This window comes from Anoxybacillus sp., from assembly GCF_036834105.1.
In the GTDB taxonomy this organism is placed as follows: Bacteria; Bacillota; Bacilli; order Bacillales; family Anoxybacillaceae; genus Anoxybacillus.
On sequence record NZ_DAITON010000002.1, the window covers coordinates 40,223 to 55,762 of the forward strand.

At 41.7% G+C, this 15,540-nt stretch carries 17 protein-coding genes, 1 rRNA gene and 1 other annotated feature; all 18 genes read right to left on the reverse strand.

The annotated features are described in order from the left end of the window. Positions 1-89: 89 nt before the first annotated feature. Positions 90-272 carry a preprotein translocase subunit SecE gene (secE, locus tag V7Z64_RS00595; RefSeq protein WP_003397641.1) on the reverse strand — a complete coding sequence of 61 codons (183 nt, stop codon included), beginning with the start codon at positions 270-272 and terminating at the stop codon, positions 90-92. Positions 273-303: 31 nt separating this feature from the next. Then, positions 304-453, reverse strand: coding sequence for a 50S ribosomal protein L33 (gene rpmG, locus V7Z64_RS00600; protein WP_003397640.1), 150 nt, complete (start codon positions 451-453; stop codon positions 304-306). Positions 454-516: 63 nt separating this feature from the next. Then, entirely contained in the window at positions 517-1,167 is a 651-nt protein-coding gene (gene sigH / locus V7Z64_RS00605; protein ID WP_003397639.1) for an RNA polymerase sporulation sigma factor SigH, read from the reverse strand. A gap of 67 nt (positions 1,168-1,234) precedes the next feature. Further along, the gene (locus V7Z64_RS00610) at positions 1,235-1,744 is read right to left on the reverse strand and encodes an NYN domain-containing protein (RefSeq protein WP_003397638.1); all 510 of its coding nucleotides are present in this window, start codon (positions 1,742-1,744) and stop codon (positions 1,235-1,237) included. Between the two features lies 1 nt (position 1,745). Beyond that, entirely contained in the window at positions 1,746-2,483 is a 738-nt protein-coding gene (gene rlmB / locus V7Z64_RS00615; RefSeq protein WP_297990414.1) for a 23S rRNA (guanosine(2251)-2'-O)-methyltransferase RlmB, read from the reverse strand. A 2-nt stretch (positions 2,484-2,485) separates the two neighbouring features. After that, entirely contained in the window at positions 2,486-2,911 is a 426-nt protein-coding gene (locus V7Z64_RS00620; protein WP_091701758.1) for a Mini-ribonuclease 3, read from the reverse strand. A gap of 4 nt (positions 2,912-2,915) precedes the next feature. After that, positions 2,916-4,313, reverse strand: coding sequence for a cysteine--tRNA ligase (cysS, locus tag V7Z64_RS00625; protein WP_297990417.1), 1,398 nt, complete (start codon positions 4,311-4,313; stop codon positions 2,916-2,918). Further along, positions 4,294-4,959, reverse strand: coding sequence for a serine O-acetyltransferase (gene cysE, locus V7Z64_RS00630; RefSeq protein ID WP_003397631.1), 666 nt, complete (start codon positions 4,957-4,959; stop codon positions 4,294-4,296). Before cysE ends, cysS begins: the two co-directional genes overlap by 20 nt. A 53-nt stretch (positions 4,960-5,012) precedes the next feature. Next, positions 5,013-5,235, reverse strand: a binding site (T-box leader). Positions 5,236-5,277: 42 nt separating this feature from the next. Beyond that, positions 5,278-6,738 carry a glutamate--tRNA ligase gene (gene gltX, locus V7Z64_RS00635; RefSeq protein ID WP_003397629.1) on the reverse strand — a complete coding sequence of 487 codons (1,461 nt, stop codon included), beginning with the start codon at positions 6,736-6,738 and terminating at the stop codon, positions 5,278-5,280. 63 nt (positions 6,739-6,801) lie between these two features. Beyond that, on the reverse strand, positions 6,802-7,284 hold the full coding sequence (gene ispF / locus V7Z64_RS00640) for a 2-C-methyl-D-erythritol 2,4-cyclodiphosphate synthase (protein WP_003397627.1): 483 nt from the start codon (positions 7,282-7,284) through the stop codon (positions 6,802-6,804). Continuing rightward, the gene (ispD, locus tag V7Z64_RS00645; protein ID WP_003397626.1) at positions 7,284-7,970 is read right to left on the reverse strand and encodes a 2-C-methyl-D-erythritol 4-phosphate cytidylyltransferase; all 687 of its coding nucleotides are present in this window, start codon (positions 7,968-7,970) and stop codon (positions 7,284-7,286) included. The genes ispF and ispD overlap by 1 nt, the downstream gene beginning before the upstream one ends. 19 nt (positions 7,971-7,989) lie before the next feature. Continuing rightward, complete coding sequence (locus V7Z64_RS00650) at positions 7,990-9,078, reverse strand: PIN/TRAM domain-containing protein (RefSeq protein WP_334109257.1); 1,089 nt, start codon at positions 9,076-9,078, stop codon at positions 7,990-7,992. A 90-nt stretch (positions 9,079-9,168) separates the two neighbouring features. Beyond that, entirely contained in the window at positions 9,169-10,563 is a 1,395-nt protein-coding gene (radA, locus tag V7Z64_RS00655; protein ID WP_003397624.1) for a DNA repair protein RadA, read from the reverse strand. Positions 10,564-10,620: 57 nt separating this feature from the next. Next, entirely contained in the window at positions 10,621-13,053 is a 2,433-nt protein-coding gene (clpC, locus tag V7Z64_RS00660; RefSeq protein ID WP_297990425.1) for an ATP-dependent protease ATP-binding subunit ClpC, read from the reverse strand. 21 nt (positions 13,054-13,074) lie between these two features. Then, positions 13,075-14,139 (reverse strand): protein arginine kinase, encoded by a 1,065-nt coding sequence (locus V7Z64_RS00665; RefSeq protein WP_297990428.1) that lies wholly within the window; start codon positions 14,137-14,139, stop codon positions 13,075-13,077. Next, a complete protein-coding gene (locus V7Z64_RS00670) occupies positions 14,132-14,683 on the reverse strand; it encodes a UvrB/UvrC motif-containing protein (RefSeq protein WP_297990430.1) in 552 nt (183 codons plus the stop codon). Before V7Z64_RS00670 ends, V7Z64_RS00665 begins: the two co-directional genes overlap by 8 nt. Before the next feature lie 14 nt (positions 14,684-14,697). Then, positions 14,698-15,108, reverse strand: a complete 411-nt coding sequence (locus V7Z64_RS00675) for a CtsR family transcriptional regulator (RefSeq protein WP_442884992.1) — start codon at positions 15,106-15,108, stop codon at positions 14,698-14,700. A 221-nt stretch (positions 15,109-15,329) separates the two neighbouring features. After that, positions 15,330-15,446 (reverse strand): 5S ribosomal RNA (gene rrf / locus V7Z64_RS00680). Between the last annotated feature and the right edge of the window lie 94 nt (positions 15,447-15,540).

Below are 15,540 nucleotides of genomic sequence, written 5' to 3' on the forward strand. Positions count from 1 at the left end.
CTAAACATATCTTTTTAGGCAAAATAAAAACCCGTTACCGGGCTTTATTTCTGTTCGTTATCTTTCATTATACCATGGATATCCTAGTACTATTCAAGTATAAAGCGAACTAGCTCTGAAATTCCTAAATCAACAACGGCAAAAAATACGGTGAAAAACGCAACTGTCGCCAAAACGGTAATGGTGTAGTTTACTAATTCTTTTCGTTTCGGCCAGCTAACTTTTTTCATTTCACGAACGACTTCGCGGAAAAATTTCGTTAATTGTTGCATATAAAACCCTCCAACATCTCGGGATCATCAATTACTTCGTTTCACGGTGAAGCGTATGCGTATTGCATGTTTTACAAAACTTTTTCATCTCAAGCCGCTCACTATGTTGAGCAACATTTTTCATTGTTGAATAATTTCTATTTAAACATTGGCTGCATGCTAAAATCACTTTTTTGCGCATACGTTTTCCTCCGACATACTACGTCTTAAAAACTGTATCATACAACTTTTTTTTATGTCAATATTATAAGCTAATTCCTTGAATTTCTATATACTTCTCTAACTTGCGTTTTACCCGTTGCAATGCGTTATCAATCGACTTAACGTGCCGATTGAGCTCTTCGGAAATTTCTTGGTATGAGCGACCTTCTAGATAAAGAAGAAGTACTTTTCTCTCTAAATCGCTAAGTAATTCGGTCATTTTCCCTTCAATATGATCAAACTCTTCACGGTTAATAATTAGTTCTTCTGGATTGGTCATTTTCGTTCCCGAAAGAACGTCCATTAGCGTGCGAGCACAGTCATCTTCATAAATCGGCTTGTCCAACGAAACATAGCAATTCAATGGAATATGTTTTTGGCGCGTAGCCATCTTAATTGCTGTAATCATTTGTCGTGTAATACATAGTTCCGCAAATGCTTTGAACGACGACTGTTTCTCCTCTTTAAAATCCCTAATTGCTTTATACAGTCCAATCATTCCTTCTTGCACGATATCTTCGCGATCTGCACCGACTAAAAAGTATGAACGCGCCTTCGCGCGAACAAAATTTTTATACTTATGAATTAAATAATCAAGTGCCTCACTATCCCCTTGATGCACAAGCTCTACAATCATTTCGTCTTCCAATTGTTCGTAGCGATTTTGTTGCTTGTCATTTGCACTTGCGCTCACGCCGATCCCCCCGCCCTGCACATGGATAAAAGTATTATACAGTACATTTTTTTACAGGGTCAATCGTTCATTTTTCCCCTCTTCGCCATTTTTCGAAAATTTTTGCGACTTCATCTGTGAGAGGAATTTTTGAAACCGGCTTTTTTTGTTGAATGTGCTGAACGTTTTTTGAAATATGATGTTGCACCGCATCCACTTCAATAAGTAGCTCTCGAGCCGATTTGCGCAACGCGCCTTGACCGAAAATCGCCCATTGTTCCGTATAATCTGACGTAGCAACATACACTTTCGTCCGAACTCGCTGAAGCGACTTTGCCAATTTTTCAATATGCTCATCTGCTGTTTCATTTTCTTTCGTAAAAATGACTTCTACTTGGTGATCAACATATTTTTTTGTTGCTCCTTGTACGAGGTGTGCGTCAAAAACGATAATTACTTTACAGCCGGTAAATGCTTGATATTCCGCCATTTTCTCTACGAGCCGATCGCGCGCTAAAGCTAAGTCGGTATCACGTAGTTTTCGCAATTCCGGCCAAGCACCGATGATGTTGTAACCATCAACGATTAAAATATCCATGTTATTCACCTAGTGGATGACGCTTTCGGTACACCTCATACATTAACAAACTAGCCGCAACAGAGGCATTTAACGATGTCACATGACCAATCATTGGCAAACGAACGAGTACATCACATTTATCTCGCAATAAACGACTCATTCCCTTCCCTTCACTTCCAATAACTAGTGCCAAAGGAATCACGCCATCTAGTTGACGATAGTCTTGTTCTCCTTTTGCATCTGTTCCAAAAATCCAAATGCCTCGTTCTTTTAATTCATCTACCGTTCGAGCTAAGTTCGTTACGCGCGCAACAGGAATGTATTCGATCGCACCGGTCGAAGCTTTCGCTACCGTTGCGGTTAAGCCAACTGCACGACGTTTCGGAATAATTATGCCATGCGCCCCTACTGCGTCAGCCGTGCGCATAATAGAACCTAAGTTGTGCGGATCCTCAAGCTCGTCCAAAATAATAAAGAATGGAGCTTCTCCACGTTCCTGCGCTTTTTTAAATAAATCATCTATGTCATAGTATCGATATGCGGCAACTTGCGCAATGACCCCTTGATGATTTCCTGCACTCAATTGATCCATCTTTTTTTTAGGGACATATTGCACCGTAATCCCCATATCCTTTGCAAGCTGAATAATCGGTTGCATTTGACCGCGTTGTGAACCTTCAGCAACCCATATTTTATTGATTTCCCGTCCGGATTTTAATGCTTCAAATACCGGATTTTTACCGATGATAAGATCCATCGCTACACCTTCCTTTCCGCTTCATGACGATGTACATCTAACGCCCATTGCATCAACTGGTTGAGCCGCTCCTCATTTCCACTTAAAAAATGATAGCCGATTAACGCCTCAAACCCAGTGCTTTGACGATATGTTTGTACATCTGTGTTTTTCGGCGTGCTCCCTGATTTCGCATTACGTCCACGTCGAACGATCGCGAGTTCATGTTCCGAAAGGTGATTATGGCTGAGCAGCCATTGTAACACATTCGCCTGCGCTTTAGCACAAACATATGTTTTTGCTAAGTTGTGCAAATCATTCGGTTTTACTTTTCCTAAGGCGAGAAGGTGATGCCGGACGAATAGTTCGTATACGGCATCACCGATATAAGCTAATGTTAAACCGTTTAACTGTTGGAAGTCTTTAATTTTGTTAAACAAATGCAACATCGTTTTATCCTCTTCTCCATCTCGTTCCTTGCGGTGTATCTTCTAAAATGATGTTTTTCGCTTTCAGCTCATCCCGAATGCGATCAGCTAACGCAAAATCGCGATTTTTTCTCGCTTCAATTCTTTGTTGAATGAGCGCCTCAATTTCTTCATCAAGCAACTCGTCTTGTTGTAACGAAAGACCGAGCACATCAAAAAGTTGCTCAAATTGTTGTAAAAACATTTGAATGACAGTTTGTGATGTATGTTTCTCCAACAAATATATGTTCGCTTGTTTCGCTAGCTCAAATAGCACAGCAATCCCGTTCGCTGTATTAAAATCATCATCCATTTCGCGAATAAACTCGTCTCTCAATTGCTCAATTTTCGCAAGCCACTGTTCATCGTTTGTCGTTAAATTTGTGCTGCTTTGCAAGCGATGTTTGACATTGGCATACGCCGTCTTCAAACGCTCTAATCCACTTTTCGCACTTTCAAGCAAAGGTTGACTATAATTGATCGGATGGCGATAATGGACAGAAAGCATAAAGAAACGTAACACTTGTGGATCAACTTGCTTAATAATGTCATGGACTAAAATAAAATTCCCTAGCGACTTTGACATTTTTTCGTTGTCAATATTAATATAGCCGTTGTGCAACCAATATTTCGCAAAAGGCTTGCCTGTTAGCGCCTCGGATTGAGCGATTTCATTTTCATGGTGCGGAAACGTTAAATCTTGTCCACCAGCATGTATATCGATCGTATCCCCCAAATATTTTCGCGCCATCGCTGAACACTCAATATGCCAACCCGGGCGCCCCTTCCCCCACGGACTATCCCAGTAAATTTCACCTTCTTTTGCCGCTTTCCATAGCGCAAAATCAAGCGGATCTTCTTTTTTCTCCCCGACTTCAATACGAGCTCCCGACTTTAATTCATCGATGGACTGATGTGATAATTTACCGTAGTCAGAGAAACGGCGGGTGCGATAATATACGTCACCTTCAACTTCATACGCGTACCCTTTTTCAATTAACTGTTCAATAAATTGAATGATTGTATCAATGTTTTCTGTCACACGTGGGTGAACGTCTGCCTTCTTGCAGCCAAGCGCTGTAATATCTTCAAAATAAGCTTCAATAAACCGTTCAGCAATGCTCGGCACATCTTCCCCTAATTCCCTCGCTGCGCGAATCAGTTTATCGTCTACGTCCGTGAAATTAGAGACATATTGAACTTCATAACCACGAAATTGTAAATAGCGGCGAATCGTATCAAACACGATAGCCGGACGGGCGTTACCGATATGAATATAGTTATATACCGTCGGACCGCACACGTACATTTTCACTTTGTTTGGCTCTAGTGGAATGAATGGCTCCTTTTTCCGCGTTAACGTATTATATACTTGAATGCTCATGGTTCACCGTTCCTTTCTTTAGTTCTTGTACTTGTGCTTTTAGTTGTGCAATTTCTGCTTCTAACTCTTTGAAACGGTCCGCAATTGGATCCGGCAAATCACAATGATTTAAATCTTTGTTAACACGTACGCCGTTTTGCACAACGACCCGTCCCGGAATCCCAACAACCGTTGAGTTTGGCGGTACATCTTTCAACACGACAGAGCCAGCCCCGATCTTACAATTTTCTCCAATTGTAATCGAACCAAGCACCTTTGCTCCAGTAGCAATTAAGCAGTTATCTTTAATTGTTGGGTGACGTTTTCCTTTTTCTTTTCCCGTTCCACCGAGTGTTACCCCTTGATATACCGTCACGTTATCACCGATCTCGCACGTCTCCCCGATGACAACCCCCATGCCATGATCGATGAAAAAACGACGACCGATTTTCGCTCCCGGATGAATTTCGATGCCGGTAAAGAAGCGGCTAATTTGTGAGATCAAACGAGCTAAAAAATAAAATTTCCGCTTGTAAAGTGCGTGCGCAATGCGATGTGCCCAAATAGCGTGCAAGCCTGAATACGTTAAAATAACCTCTAAATAGCTTCTTGCCGCTGGGTCTTGTTCAAAAATGACCTCAATGTCTTCTTTTAATGTCTTAAACATCTTGTTCCCCCCTTTGTCATCTGTCCAATAAAAAACGTCCCTGTGTACAATGACACAGAGACGCTTTATCGCGCGGTTCCACTCTGTTTAGCCTAAAAGGCTCCCTCTTGCCCTTATAACGGAAGGGAATCCGCTCCATTCTACTGCAGAACGTCTCTGGTTCGAAAGGAGGCTCCGAGGTGCATTTCAAAAGAATCAAGCATAAACCACTTCCAGCCAAGGTGGTTCTCTCTGGCATGCTGCATTCTTTCTACTTCTCCTCTTCAACGCTTTCGTCTATATGACTTATACCTATTTTATTACATAAGCAAAGAAATGTTAACCGATGAGTTTTGCTAATCGGGACATTACCGTTTCTTTTCCGAGCAAACGAATCGCCTCTGGAAGTTCCGGACCGTGCGTTTGTCCTGTTACAGCCACACGAATCGGCATAAACAAGTTTTTCCCTTTTTGTCCTGTCTCTTTTTGTACCGCTTTAATCGCAGCTTTAACTTGCTCACTATTAAACGTCGCAAGCTGTTCGATTTGTTCGTAAAATGCTTTTAATACATGTGGCACTTGTTCACCGGCTAAAACTGCTTTCGCTTCTTCATCATATTCAATATCTTTTTTAAAGAAAAGCTCTGATAGCTCTACAATTTCAGCACCATAGCTCATTTGCTCTTGGTATAACGCAATTAAATCACGAGCCCACTGCTTTTGCTCATTTGTCATTTGTTCTGGCAAGCGCCCAGCCTGAATTAAATGAGGGAGTGACAATTCAACGAGACGATCTAAATCGAGCTTTTTAATATATTGGTTGTTCATCCACGTCAACTTTTGCTTATCAAACATCGATGGAGATTTTGATAAGCGAGAAACATCGAACATACGGATAAGCTCTTCTTTTGTGAAAATCTCCTCTTCTCCTTCTGGTGACCAACCTAATAACGCAAAGAAGTTGAACATCGCTTCTGGCAAATAACCAAGCTCTTTATACTGCGAAACGAATTGAATAATCGATTCATCACGTTTGGACAATTTTTTACGATTTTCATTTACGATTAGCGTCAAATGCGCATATTTTGGTGGCTCCCAACCGAAATATTCATACACCATCAACTGTTTTGGCGTGTTTGATAAATGCTCTTCACCACGGAATACATGTGTAATTTTCATTAAATGGTCATCAATGACGACAGCGAAGTTATACGTTGGGATACCATTTGCTTTCACGATGACCCAATCTCCGATATCTTTTGATTCAAAAGAAACACGGCCGCGCACCATATCTTCAAATTCGTACACTTTCCCTTCCGGCACTTTTAGACGGATCGTGTATGGCTTACCTTCCGCTTCTAGCTGCTGAATTTGTTCTGGCGTTAAGTGACGGCATTTGCCACTATATTGTGGGGCAGCAATGCCAGCTGCTTTTTGTGCCTCACGCTCCTGTTCTAGTTCCTCGGGCGTACAAAAACATTTATAAGCATATCCTTTTTCTAGCAATTCATTTGTATATTGACGATATATGTGCAGACGCTCTGTTTGACGATAAGGTCCGTAGCCTCCATCTTTATCTATAGATTCGTCATATTCAATACCGAGCCATTTCAAATTTTCAAGTTGCGACTGTTCGCCGCCTTCTACATTCCGTTCAATATCTGTATCTTCAATACGAACGATAAATTTTCCACGATGATGGCGAGCGAATAAATAATTAAATAATGCTGTGCGCGCACCGCCAATATGTAAATGACCAGTCGGACTCGGTGCGTAGCGCACCCTTACTTCCTGTGACATGTCATGACCTCCATCTACCTAATTTCTGTACCTCATTGTACCGTAAACCGCCTACAAAATCCATCATTCATTATTCTTTTGTAGTAAAACGACGGCCTGGGCAGCTATTCCTTCTTCTCTTCCTGTAAAACCAAGCTTTTCTGTTGTCGTTGCCTTCACGTTTACTTGTGAAACGTCCCCTTCTAACAACTCAGCAATTCGCTCCTGCATATTTGCAATATACGGTGCCATCTTCGGTTTTTGGGCAATAATTGTACAGTCCACATTAACAAGTTTGTATCCATGTTGGCGCACAATGCTCCATACATGTTGCAAAAGAAGTGCTGAATCGGCATCTTTGTATGCTTCATCTGTGTCGGGAAAATGCTTACCGATATCCCCTTGACCAATAGCCCCTAAACAAGCATCAGCAATCGCATGCAACAATACGTCTGCATCCGAATGTCCGAGCAATCCTTTTTCATACGGAATCGTTACCCCACCAATAATAAGCGGACGCCCTTCAGCAAACTGATGGACGTCAAACCCTTGTCCAATTCGATACATCATTGATCTCCTCTCGCACGTAAAATGGCTTCTGCAAATAATAAGTCTTCTTTTGTTGTCAGTTTAATATTCGTATATTCACCTTCGACAATGGCAACTCGATGACCGATCCGCTCGACAAGGCTCGCATCATCTGTCCCGATAAACTGTTCTTCTTTCGCCTGTTCATGGGCATGGCGAATTAACGGCACGGAAAAAGCTTGTGGTGTTTGTACAGCCCACAAGCTCGATCGATCGACCGTTTTTTCAATTTGGCCATCGACCACCTTTTTCATCGTATCTTTTACAGGAACAGCTAACACGGCCGCCCCTGTCTTTTCCGTTACTTGAACGAGTTCATGAATTTTTTTAATTGTAACAAACGGGCGAGCACCATCGTGAATGAGTATGATGCCCGTATCGCCCACCGCTTTTAATCCATTGTAAACACTTTGTTGTCGTTCTTCCCCTCCGGGAACTAGTGATGTCACTTTTTTTATTTCAAAACGATGAAGCAGACGAACAAACTGTTCACGTTCTTGATCATTAACGACCAACACAATGTTTTGGCATAAAACATCCCGTTCAAATACACGTAACGTATGAATGATAACTGGCATTCCTTCAAGATCGATAAATTGTTTGTTCATTCCTGCATTCATTCGTTTGCCTTGACCAGCTGCCGGTATAATGACAGAATAGTTCATTTCCCTATCTCCTAACAGCTCATAATGCTTTTTCGAGTAGTTTTAATTTGGCGAAAATCATTCTTCCTGCTGAAGTTTGTAAGACGCTTGTCACAAGTACATCGACCCGTTTTCCGATATAATCTTTCCCGTCTTCAACAACGATCATCGTTCCGTCATCTAAATAGGCAACACCTTGGTTTTGTTCTTTTCCATCTTTAATCACATGAACATTTAATTCTTCCCCTGGAAGAACGATCGGTTTGACGGCGTTTGCTAAGTCGTTAATGTTTAACACCGGAACATTTTGCAACTCACATACTTTATTTAAGTTAAAATCATTTGTCACGACAACCCCTGACGTAAGTTGCGCCAATTTTACGAGCTTGCTATCAACTTCTTGAATTCCTTCAAAATCACCTTCATATATCTCAACGTTAATGGCTAATTCTTTTTGAATTCGGTTTAAAATATCTAGCCCTCTTCGTCCGCGATTTCTCTTGAGGGCATCAGAAGAATCAGCGATATGTTGTAATTCTTCTAACACAAAGCGCGGAATGACAATCGTCCCTTCCAAGAAACCCGTTTGGCAAATGTCAGCGATCCGTCCGTCAATAATGACACTCGTATCTAAAATTTTTAACGACTTTCCTTTTTTCTCTTCTTCCTCGCTCCCTTTTTTCTTTCCGCTTCTGTTCGTTAAAGAAAATAAGTTCATTAACTCATCTCGCTTTTTGAACCCAACTTGAAAACCTAGGTAACCTAACAATAGCGTAAGAAAAATGGGCAACATCGTATTAACAAAAGGAATTTGAATAGAATTCAACGGAATGACGACTAAAAAGGCAACAATGAGCCCAAAAATGAGACCGAGACTCCCAAACAACAAGTCCGTCACAGGTGCTTTAACTAGCGTTTCTTCCATCCAATGAATGAGTCCAACCACATGATCGACTAACCAAAACGTGAGAAGGAATACGATGATCGCACCAACTGGGGCCGCTACATATGGGCTATCGACATAAGGAAAATCGTCTAAGTGCAACAGCTTCAACAAAGTAGGAAAGAAAATGATTCCTAACATGCCCCCAGTAATTAAAAAAGATGCTTGCACAATTCGTTTTAACACGTTTTTTCACCTCCTCTATTACATTATAAACAGTTTCCAATGTTTGAAACCAATATGAGCATCATTTTTAATCATTTTTTAATCGTTTTGTTAAAATATTGGCCGATTTTTCCCTTCTCCTAACGAGTAATACAACGCTTCTTCTACATCGGCCACACCAATGACTTCAACACTTTTTGGCATGTTCCATCCACCGATGTTACTTTTCGGAATAATAATGCGCTGAAAACCAAGCTTAACTGCCTCTTGCACACGCTGTTCAATCCGAGACACGCGGCGAACTTCCCCTGTCAATCCAACTTCCCCAATGACAACATCCGTATGATTTGTCGGTTGATCGCGAAAGCTTGAGGCGATGCTTACAGCGATCGCTAGGTCAATAGCAGGTTCGTCCAGCTTGATGCCACCAGCTACTTTTAAATACGCATCTTGGTTTTGAAGAAGCAAGCCTACCCGTTTTTCTAATACAGCCATCAGCAAAGAAACGCGATTATGATCAATGCCTGTTGCCATGCGACGCGGCGTTCCGAAGCTAGTCGGTGACACTAATGCTTGAATTTCGACTAATACCGGCCTTGTACCTTCCATGGAAGCGACAACGGTAGAGCCGGATGCACCTTTGGAACGCTCTTCTAAAAAAATTTCTGATGGGTTTTTTACTTCTGTGAGTCCTGTTTCTTTCATCTCAAAAATGCCGATTTCATTTGTAGAGCCAAACCGGTTTTTTACCGCCCGTAAAATGCGGTACGTATGATGTCGTTCTCCTTCAAAATATAATACAGTGTCAACCATATGTTCAAGAATGCGCGGTCCTGCAAGTGCCCCTTCTTTCGTCACATGTCCGACAATGAAAATAGCAATTCCTTTCGTTTTAGCTATTCGCATCAGCTCCGCTGTACATTCACGAACTTGTGAGACACTTCCCGGGGCTGATGTAATCTCCGAACGATATATCGTCTGAATCGAGTCAATGACGACAAACGCAGGCTTCATCTCATCCACCGTTTGAATAATATGCTCTAAATTCGTTTCAGATAAAACATATAAATGGTCGGACGTCACATGCAACCGTTCAGCACGAAGCTTCGTTTGTTTGACGGATTCTTCCCCGGAAATATATAGCACAGTATGTTCATCGTTTGCGAGCTGGGCGCAAATTTGCAATAACAATGTCGATTTCCCAATGCCAGGATCGCCCCCGATCAAAACGAGGGAACCGCGAACAATTCCGCCCCCTAACACGCGATTGAACTCTGTAAACTTTGTGTCAATTCTTGGCTCTTGCGTTGTCTCTACCGTAGTAATGGATACAGGTTTAGCTAATACCCCTTCTGTATGCACAAATAACGCACGATGATGGGATTTTACAATTTCCGTTTCCTCAACCATCGCATTCCATGAATGACATCCTGGACATTTCCCCATCCATTTTGCTGTTTCATACCCACAATGTTGACAAACAAATTTCGTTTTCCGTTTAACCATTGCTCCATTCCTTTCACCATGAAAAACAAGGTATGCGCGTAAGCATACCTTGTTTTGTTATTTTACCGGCTCGTTTGTTAGTACAACAAACTGACCTTCTTTTACATCCATGACGACTTTTTGCCCGCTATTAATCGTTCCTTTTAACAATTCTTCAGATAAACGATCTTCGACATGTTTTTGAATTGCTCGGCGCAACGGACGAGCTCCATATTCTAAGTCATATCCTTCTTCCGCTAATTTCTCAATCGCTGCATCTGTTAATTCTAAATCAATTTGTTGTTCCTGTAGTCGTTTTTTCAGTTGTTCGACCATCAATGATACAATTTCTTTTAAATGTTTTTTCTCAAGTGAGTGGAAGACGATGATCTCATCAATTCGGTTTAAAAACTCTGGACGGAATGCCTTTTTCAACTCGTCCATTACTTTTCCCTTCATATCTTTGTACTGCTGGCTCTCATCTTGTACATTAAAACCAACGTATTTATTTCTCTTGAGGGCGTCAGCACCGACGTTTGATGTCATAATGATAATTGTATTTCGGAAATCAACCGTCCGTCCTTTAGAGTCTGTCAAGCGCCCATCTTCTAATACTTGTAACAAAATATTAAACACATCTGGATGCGCTTTTTCGATCTCATCTAATAAAATGACAGAATACGGTTTCCGGCGAACTTTTTCTGTCAATTGTCCGCCTTCCTCATAGCCAACATATCCTGGAGGAGAACCGACAAGGCGTGACGTTGAATGTTTCTCCATATATTCAGACATGTCGATGCGGATCATTGCATCTTCGTCACCAAACATCGCTTCAGCAAGCGCTCTTGCCAACTCTGTCTTTCCTACACCTGTCGGTCCAAGGAAAATAAATGAACCGATTGGGCGCTTCGGATCTTTTAACCCTGCTCGAGCACGACGAACAGCCTTTGCAACAGCTTTAACTGCTTCTTCTTGTCCGATCACACGAGAATGTAAAATTTCCTCTAACTTCAACAACCGCTCTGTTTCTGTTTGAGCCAATTTGGAAACTGGAATTCCGGTCCAACTTGACACGACGGCTGCAATATCTTCTACAGTCACTTCAGAGTTTTCTTGACCTTGCTTTTCTTTCCATGCCCGTTTCGTTTCCTCAAGTTGTTCGCGCAATTTTTGTTCGGCATCTCGCAACGATGCTGCTTTTTCAAATTCTTGACTTTGCACTGCGGCATCTTTTTCTTTACGAATTTCCTCCAGTTTTTGTTCAAGCTCTTTTAAATTTGGTGGTGTCGTGAATGAACGTAAGCGCACTTTCGAACAAGCTTCATCAATTAAATCAATCGCCTTATCTGGTAAAAATCGATCCGAAATGTAACGATCCGAAAGCTTTACTGCCTGCTCAATTGCCTCATCTGAAATAGAAACGCGATGGTGCGCCTCATAACGATCCCGCAATCCTTTTAAAATTTGAATCGATTCCTCAACAGTTGGCTCACCCACATGAATTGGCTGGAAGCGTCTTTCTAACGCCGCATCTTTTTCGATATATTTCCGGTATTCATCTAACGTTGTAGCTCCAATGCATTGTAACTCTCCTCGAGCAAGAGAAGGTTTTAAAATATTTGATGCATCAATAGCTCCTTCAGCACCACCTGCCCCGATGAGCGTATGCAATTCGTCGATAAATAAGATGATGTTTCCAGCTTGACGAATTTCATCCATCACTTTTTTCAAACGATCTTCAAACTCTCCGCGATATTTTGTTCCCGCAACGACTGTGCCCATGTCAAGCGTCATTACGCGCTTATCACGAAGCGTCTCAGGCACTTCATTATTGACAATTTGTTGAGCTAGTCCCTCGGCAATTGCTGTTTTCCCTACACCCGGCTCTCCAATTAAAACGGGATTATTTTTCGTTCTGCGACTTAACACTTCGATGACACGTTGAATTTCTTTACTTCTCCCGATCACAGGGTCTAAACCGCCTTCACGTGCAATCGCTGTTAAATCACGCGCCAAACTATCCAATGTCGGCGTATTGGCGTGAGCTGTCCCTCCATGATGCCCGGATGCAGATTCATTGCTTCCTAGTAGTTGAAGCACTTGTTGACGAGCCTTATTTAAGCTCACACCTAAATTGTTTAAAACACGCGCCGCTACACCTTCCCCTTCACGAATAAGACCGAGCAAAATATGTTCTGTTCCCACGTAAGAATGGCCGAGCTTCCTAGCTTCATCCATGGAAAGCTCGATTACTTTTTTTGCACGTGGTGTATAGTGAAGCGTTTGCCCTACTTCGTTCCCACGTCCGATCAGTGACTCCACTTCTTTCTGAATTTTGTCTGGTCCTAATCCGAGCGCCATGAGCGCTTTCGCAGCAATCCCTTCACCCTCTCGAATCAGACCGAGCAGAATGTGCTCTGTCCCAATATTGTTATGTCCTAACCGAACCGCTTCTTCCTGCGCCAATGCTAGCACTTTTTGTGCTCGCTCTGTAAAACGTCCAAACATCATCTTGATCAACCTCCCTCTAATTTAACTTAATTGGCATAGCCGTTCACGAATAAGCGATGCGCGACGAACATCTCGCTCTTGCGGACGCATGGCACCACCTGCATACTTTTGTAAAAATCCAGGCTGGGTCAAAATCATAAGCTCCGTTAAAATTGTTTTTGGGACGTTTTTGATATACCCTAGATCAATGCCTAATCGTACATCGGATAAACATTGTGCTGCCTCTTTTGAACCGATGATCCGACTGTTCGTTAAAACACCGTAAGAACGATATACCCTGTCTTCTAATTGTATGTTAGAAGTTTTTACTAATGCCTCGCGGGCCATTCGCTCTTGCTCAATTAATTGTCGAACGACTCCAGTTAAATCCTCGACGATATCTTCCTCACTTTTTCCTAGTGTAATTTGGTTAGAAACTTGAAAAATATTCCCCAACGCCTCACTACCCTCTCCGTACGTACCACGCACAACTAGACCGAGTTGATTAATTGCGGGAATGATTTGATTCATTTGTTGTGTTAATACAAGTCCTGGTAAATGCATCATGACGGATGCTCGCAATCCTGTCCCAACATTCGTCGGGCAGCTTGTTAAATAGCCGTATTTTTCATCGTAGGCATAATCTATATGCTGTTCAATCCAATCGTCTAAGGCGCTTGCCATTTTCAATGCTTCTTTTAATTGAAAGCCTGCGAATAAACATTGAATGCGAACATGATCTTCCTCATTAACCATGATACTAGCTTCTTCTTGTTCAGATAATAAACATGCACCAAACGTGCAATCTTCAGCTAAATGAGGGCTAATTAAATGCTTTTCAACTAATACTCGCTTTTCAATTGGTTGCAATTCGTTCATTTTCAATAAGAAAAAAGGTCCGATATGCCCATAGCTTTTTTGAGAAAATAACCGTTCAAATAGTTCAATCATTGCGATTGCTTCCTCGTTTGTAAATACGGTTGGAAACGAATATTGTTTCATATTTCTTGCTAGACGAGTTCGACTGCTTAACACAATATCGGAATCTGGCCCTTCTTCACTCATCCATGGGCTAAGAGCGCGCTGAAAAAATAATTGTTTACTCATGTGAAGCGCCCCCTTCTGCCTTTAATTTTGTTTCAAGTTCCCGAATTTGATCACGTACTTCGGCTGCTTTTTCAAATTGTTCCTTAACAATTAGATCTTGTAACACGTGCTTTAACTGTCCAATTTGTTTACGAATATATAGTGTGCCGCCGACCCGCTTCGGAATCTTTCCTTCATGAGCCACATGGCCGCCATGTAGTCTTCGAAAAATAGGTGGTAAATAATGAGCAAATGTTTCGTAACAATTCGCACAACCAAAACGTCCAACTTTCACAAACTGAGCATACGTCATTTTACACCGTTCGCATTGTAATATATGCTCGCTATGGAAAGAGGGCGCTTTCTGTTCTTTTAGTGACGCGTCCATATTTAACAGTCCAGCAATTAAATTATTAATTGAAAAAGCGCCTTGATGCGGGAACATAAACATTTCACCTTTTTCATGAGCACACTGCTCACAAAGATGTATTTCTGTTTTTTCCCCATTCACAATTTTAGTGAAATGAAGCGTTGCTGGTCGCTGATTACACTCTTGGCATATCAAAGTATTCACCCTCTCTACATGTACTTTAATGATGTCAGCATCGCTTTCAATATGCGCGCACGCAGTTCATCACGATGAGGAAGATCAATAGATAAAACGGCGCGATCAATAACGCTTAACATCATATTCGCCTCTCGCTCTGAAATTACCTTTTCATCTAGCAATCGTTGAATGATATGCTCGCCGTTCGTTTGGCTAATTCGCTCTTGAACAAGTGACAGTAGATGATCAATAAGTTGAGAAGCGCTCTGGGCTTTCACTTTCATAATACGAATATAACCACCACCGCCACGCTTGCTTTCAACAATATATCCTCTCTCTAGTGTAAAGCGTGTATTGATGACATAGTTAATTTGCGAAGGAACACACTGAAATTTGTCTGCAATTTCACTTCGTTTAATCTCAACGATATCTTTTCCGCTCATATTTAGCACTTGTTTTAAATATTGCTCAATGACATCAGAGATATTCCTCACATAATCCCTCCTCTGCCAGTTGACTTTGACTATATTTGACTTTAACTTTAATATATACGGAATTCTTCAAAAATGCAAGGATTCCCTTCCTACACTACTATATATTTTACCCATTGCATTCGTTCAATAAAACAAAAAGACCAAGACTAAATTTGTCTTGGTCTTTTCTTGCCCGGCAACGTCCTACTCTCGCAGGCGGTGTCCCGCCAACTACCATCGGCGCTGGAGAGCTTAACTTCCGTGTTCGGGATGGGAACGGGTGTGACCTCTCCGCCATCGTCACCGAGCAAACATGCTTCTTTTCGCCGCATAAGGCGTGAAGGATAATTCCTTCAAAACTAGATAACAGGTTAGCCTACGCTTTTCTTGTGTCTAGCTTCG

Coding starts and splice junctions, on each gene's coding strand:
- rlmB (WP_297990414.1), bottom strand. CDS start 2,483: ATGGATCTTATCATCGGTAAAAATCCGGTATTTGAAGCATTAAAATCC.
- ispD (WP_003397626.1), bottom strand. CDS start 7,970: ATGAACTATTCTGTCATTATACCGGCAGCTGGTCAAGGCAAACGAATG.
- clpC (WP_297990425.1), bottom strand. CDS start 13,053: ATGATGTTTGGACGTTTTACAGAGCGAGCACAAAAAGTGCTAGCATTG.
- cysS (WP_297990417.1), bottom strand. CDS start 4,313: ATGAGCATTCAAGTATATAATACGTTAACGCGGAAAAAGGAGCCATTC.
- radA (WP_003397624.1), bottom strand. CDS start 10,563: ATGGTTAAACGGAAAACGAAATTTGTTTGTCAACATTGTGGGTATGAA.
- V7Z64_RS00665 (WP_297990428.1), bottom strand. CDS start 14,139: ATGAGTAAACAATTATTTTTTCAGCGCGCTCTTAGCCCATGGATGAGT.
- V7Z64_RS00620 (WP_091701758.1), bottom strand. CDS start 2,911: ATGTTGCATTTGTTTAACAAAATTAAAGACTTCCAACAGTTAAACGGT.
- rpmG (WP_003397640.1), bottom strand. CDS start 453: ATGCGCAAAAAAGTGATTTTAGCATGCAGCCAATGTTTAAATAGAAAT.
- V7Z64_RS00675 (WP_442884992.1), bottom strand. CDS start 15,108: ATGAGCGGAAAAGATATCGTTGAGATTAAACGAAGTGAAATTGCAGAC.
- cysE (WP_003397631.1), bottom strand. CDS start 4,959: ATGTTTAAGACATTAAAAGAAGACATTGAGGTCATTTTTGAACAAGAC.
- gltX (WP_003397629.1), bottom strand. CDS start 6,738: ATGTCACAGGAAGTAAGGGTGCGCTACGCACCGAGTCCGACTGGTCAT.
- secE (WP_003397641.1), bottom strand. CDS start 272: ATGCAACAATTAACGAAATTTTTCCGCGAAGTCGTTCGTGAAATGAAA.
- V7Z64_RS00610 (WP_003397638.1), bottom strand. CDS start 1,744: ATGGATATTTTAATCGTTGATGGTTACAACATCATCGGTGCTTGGCCG.
- ispF (WP_003397627.1), bottom strand. CDS start 7,284: ATGTATCGAATTGGACAAGGGTTTGACGTCCATCAGTTTGCTGAAGGG.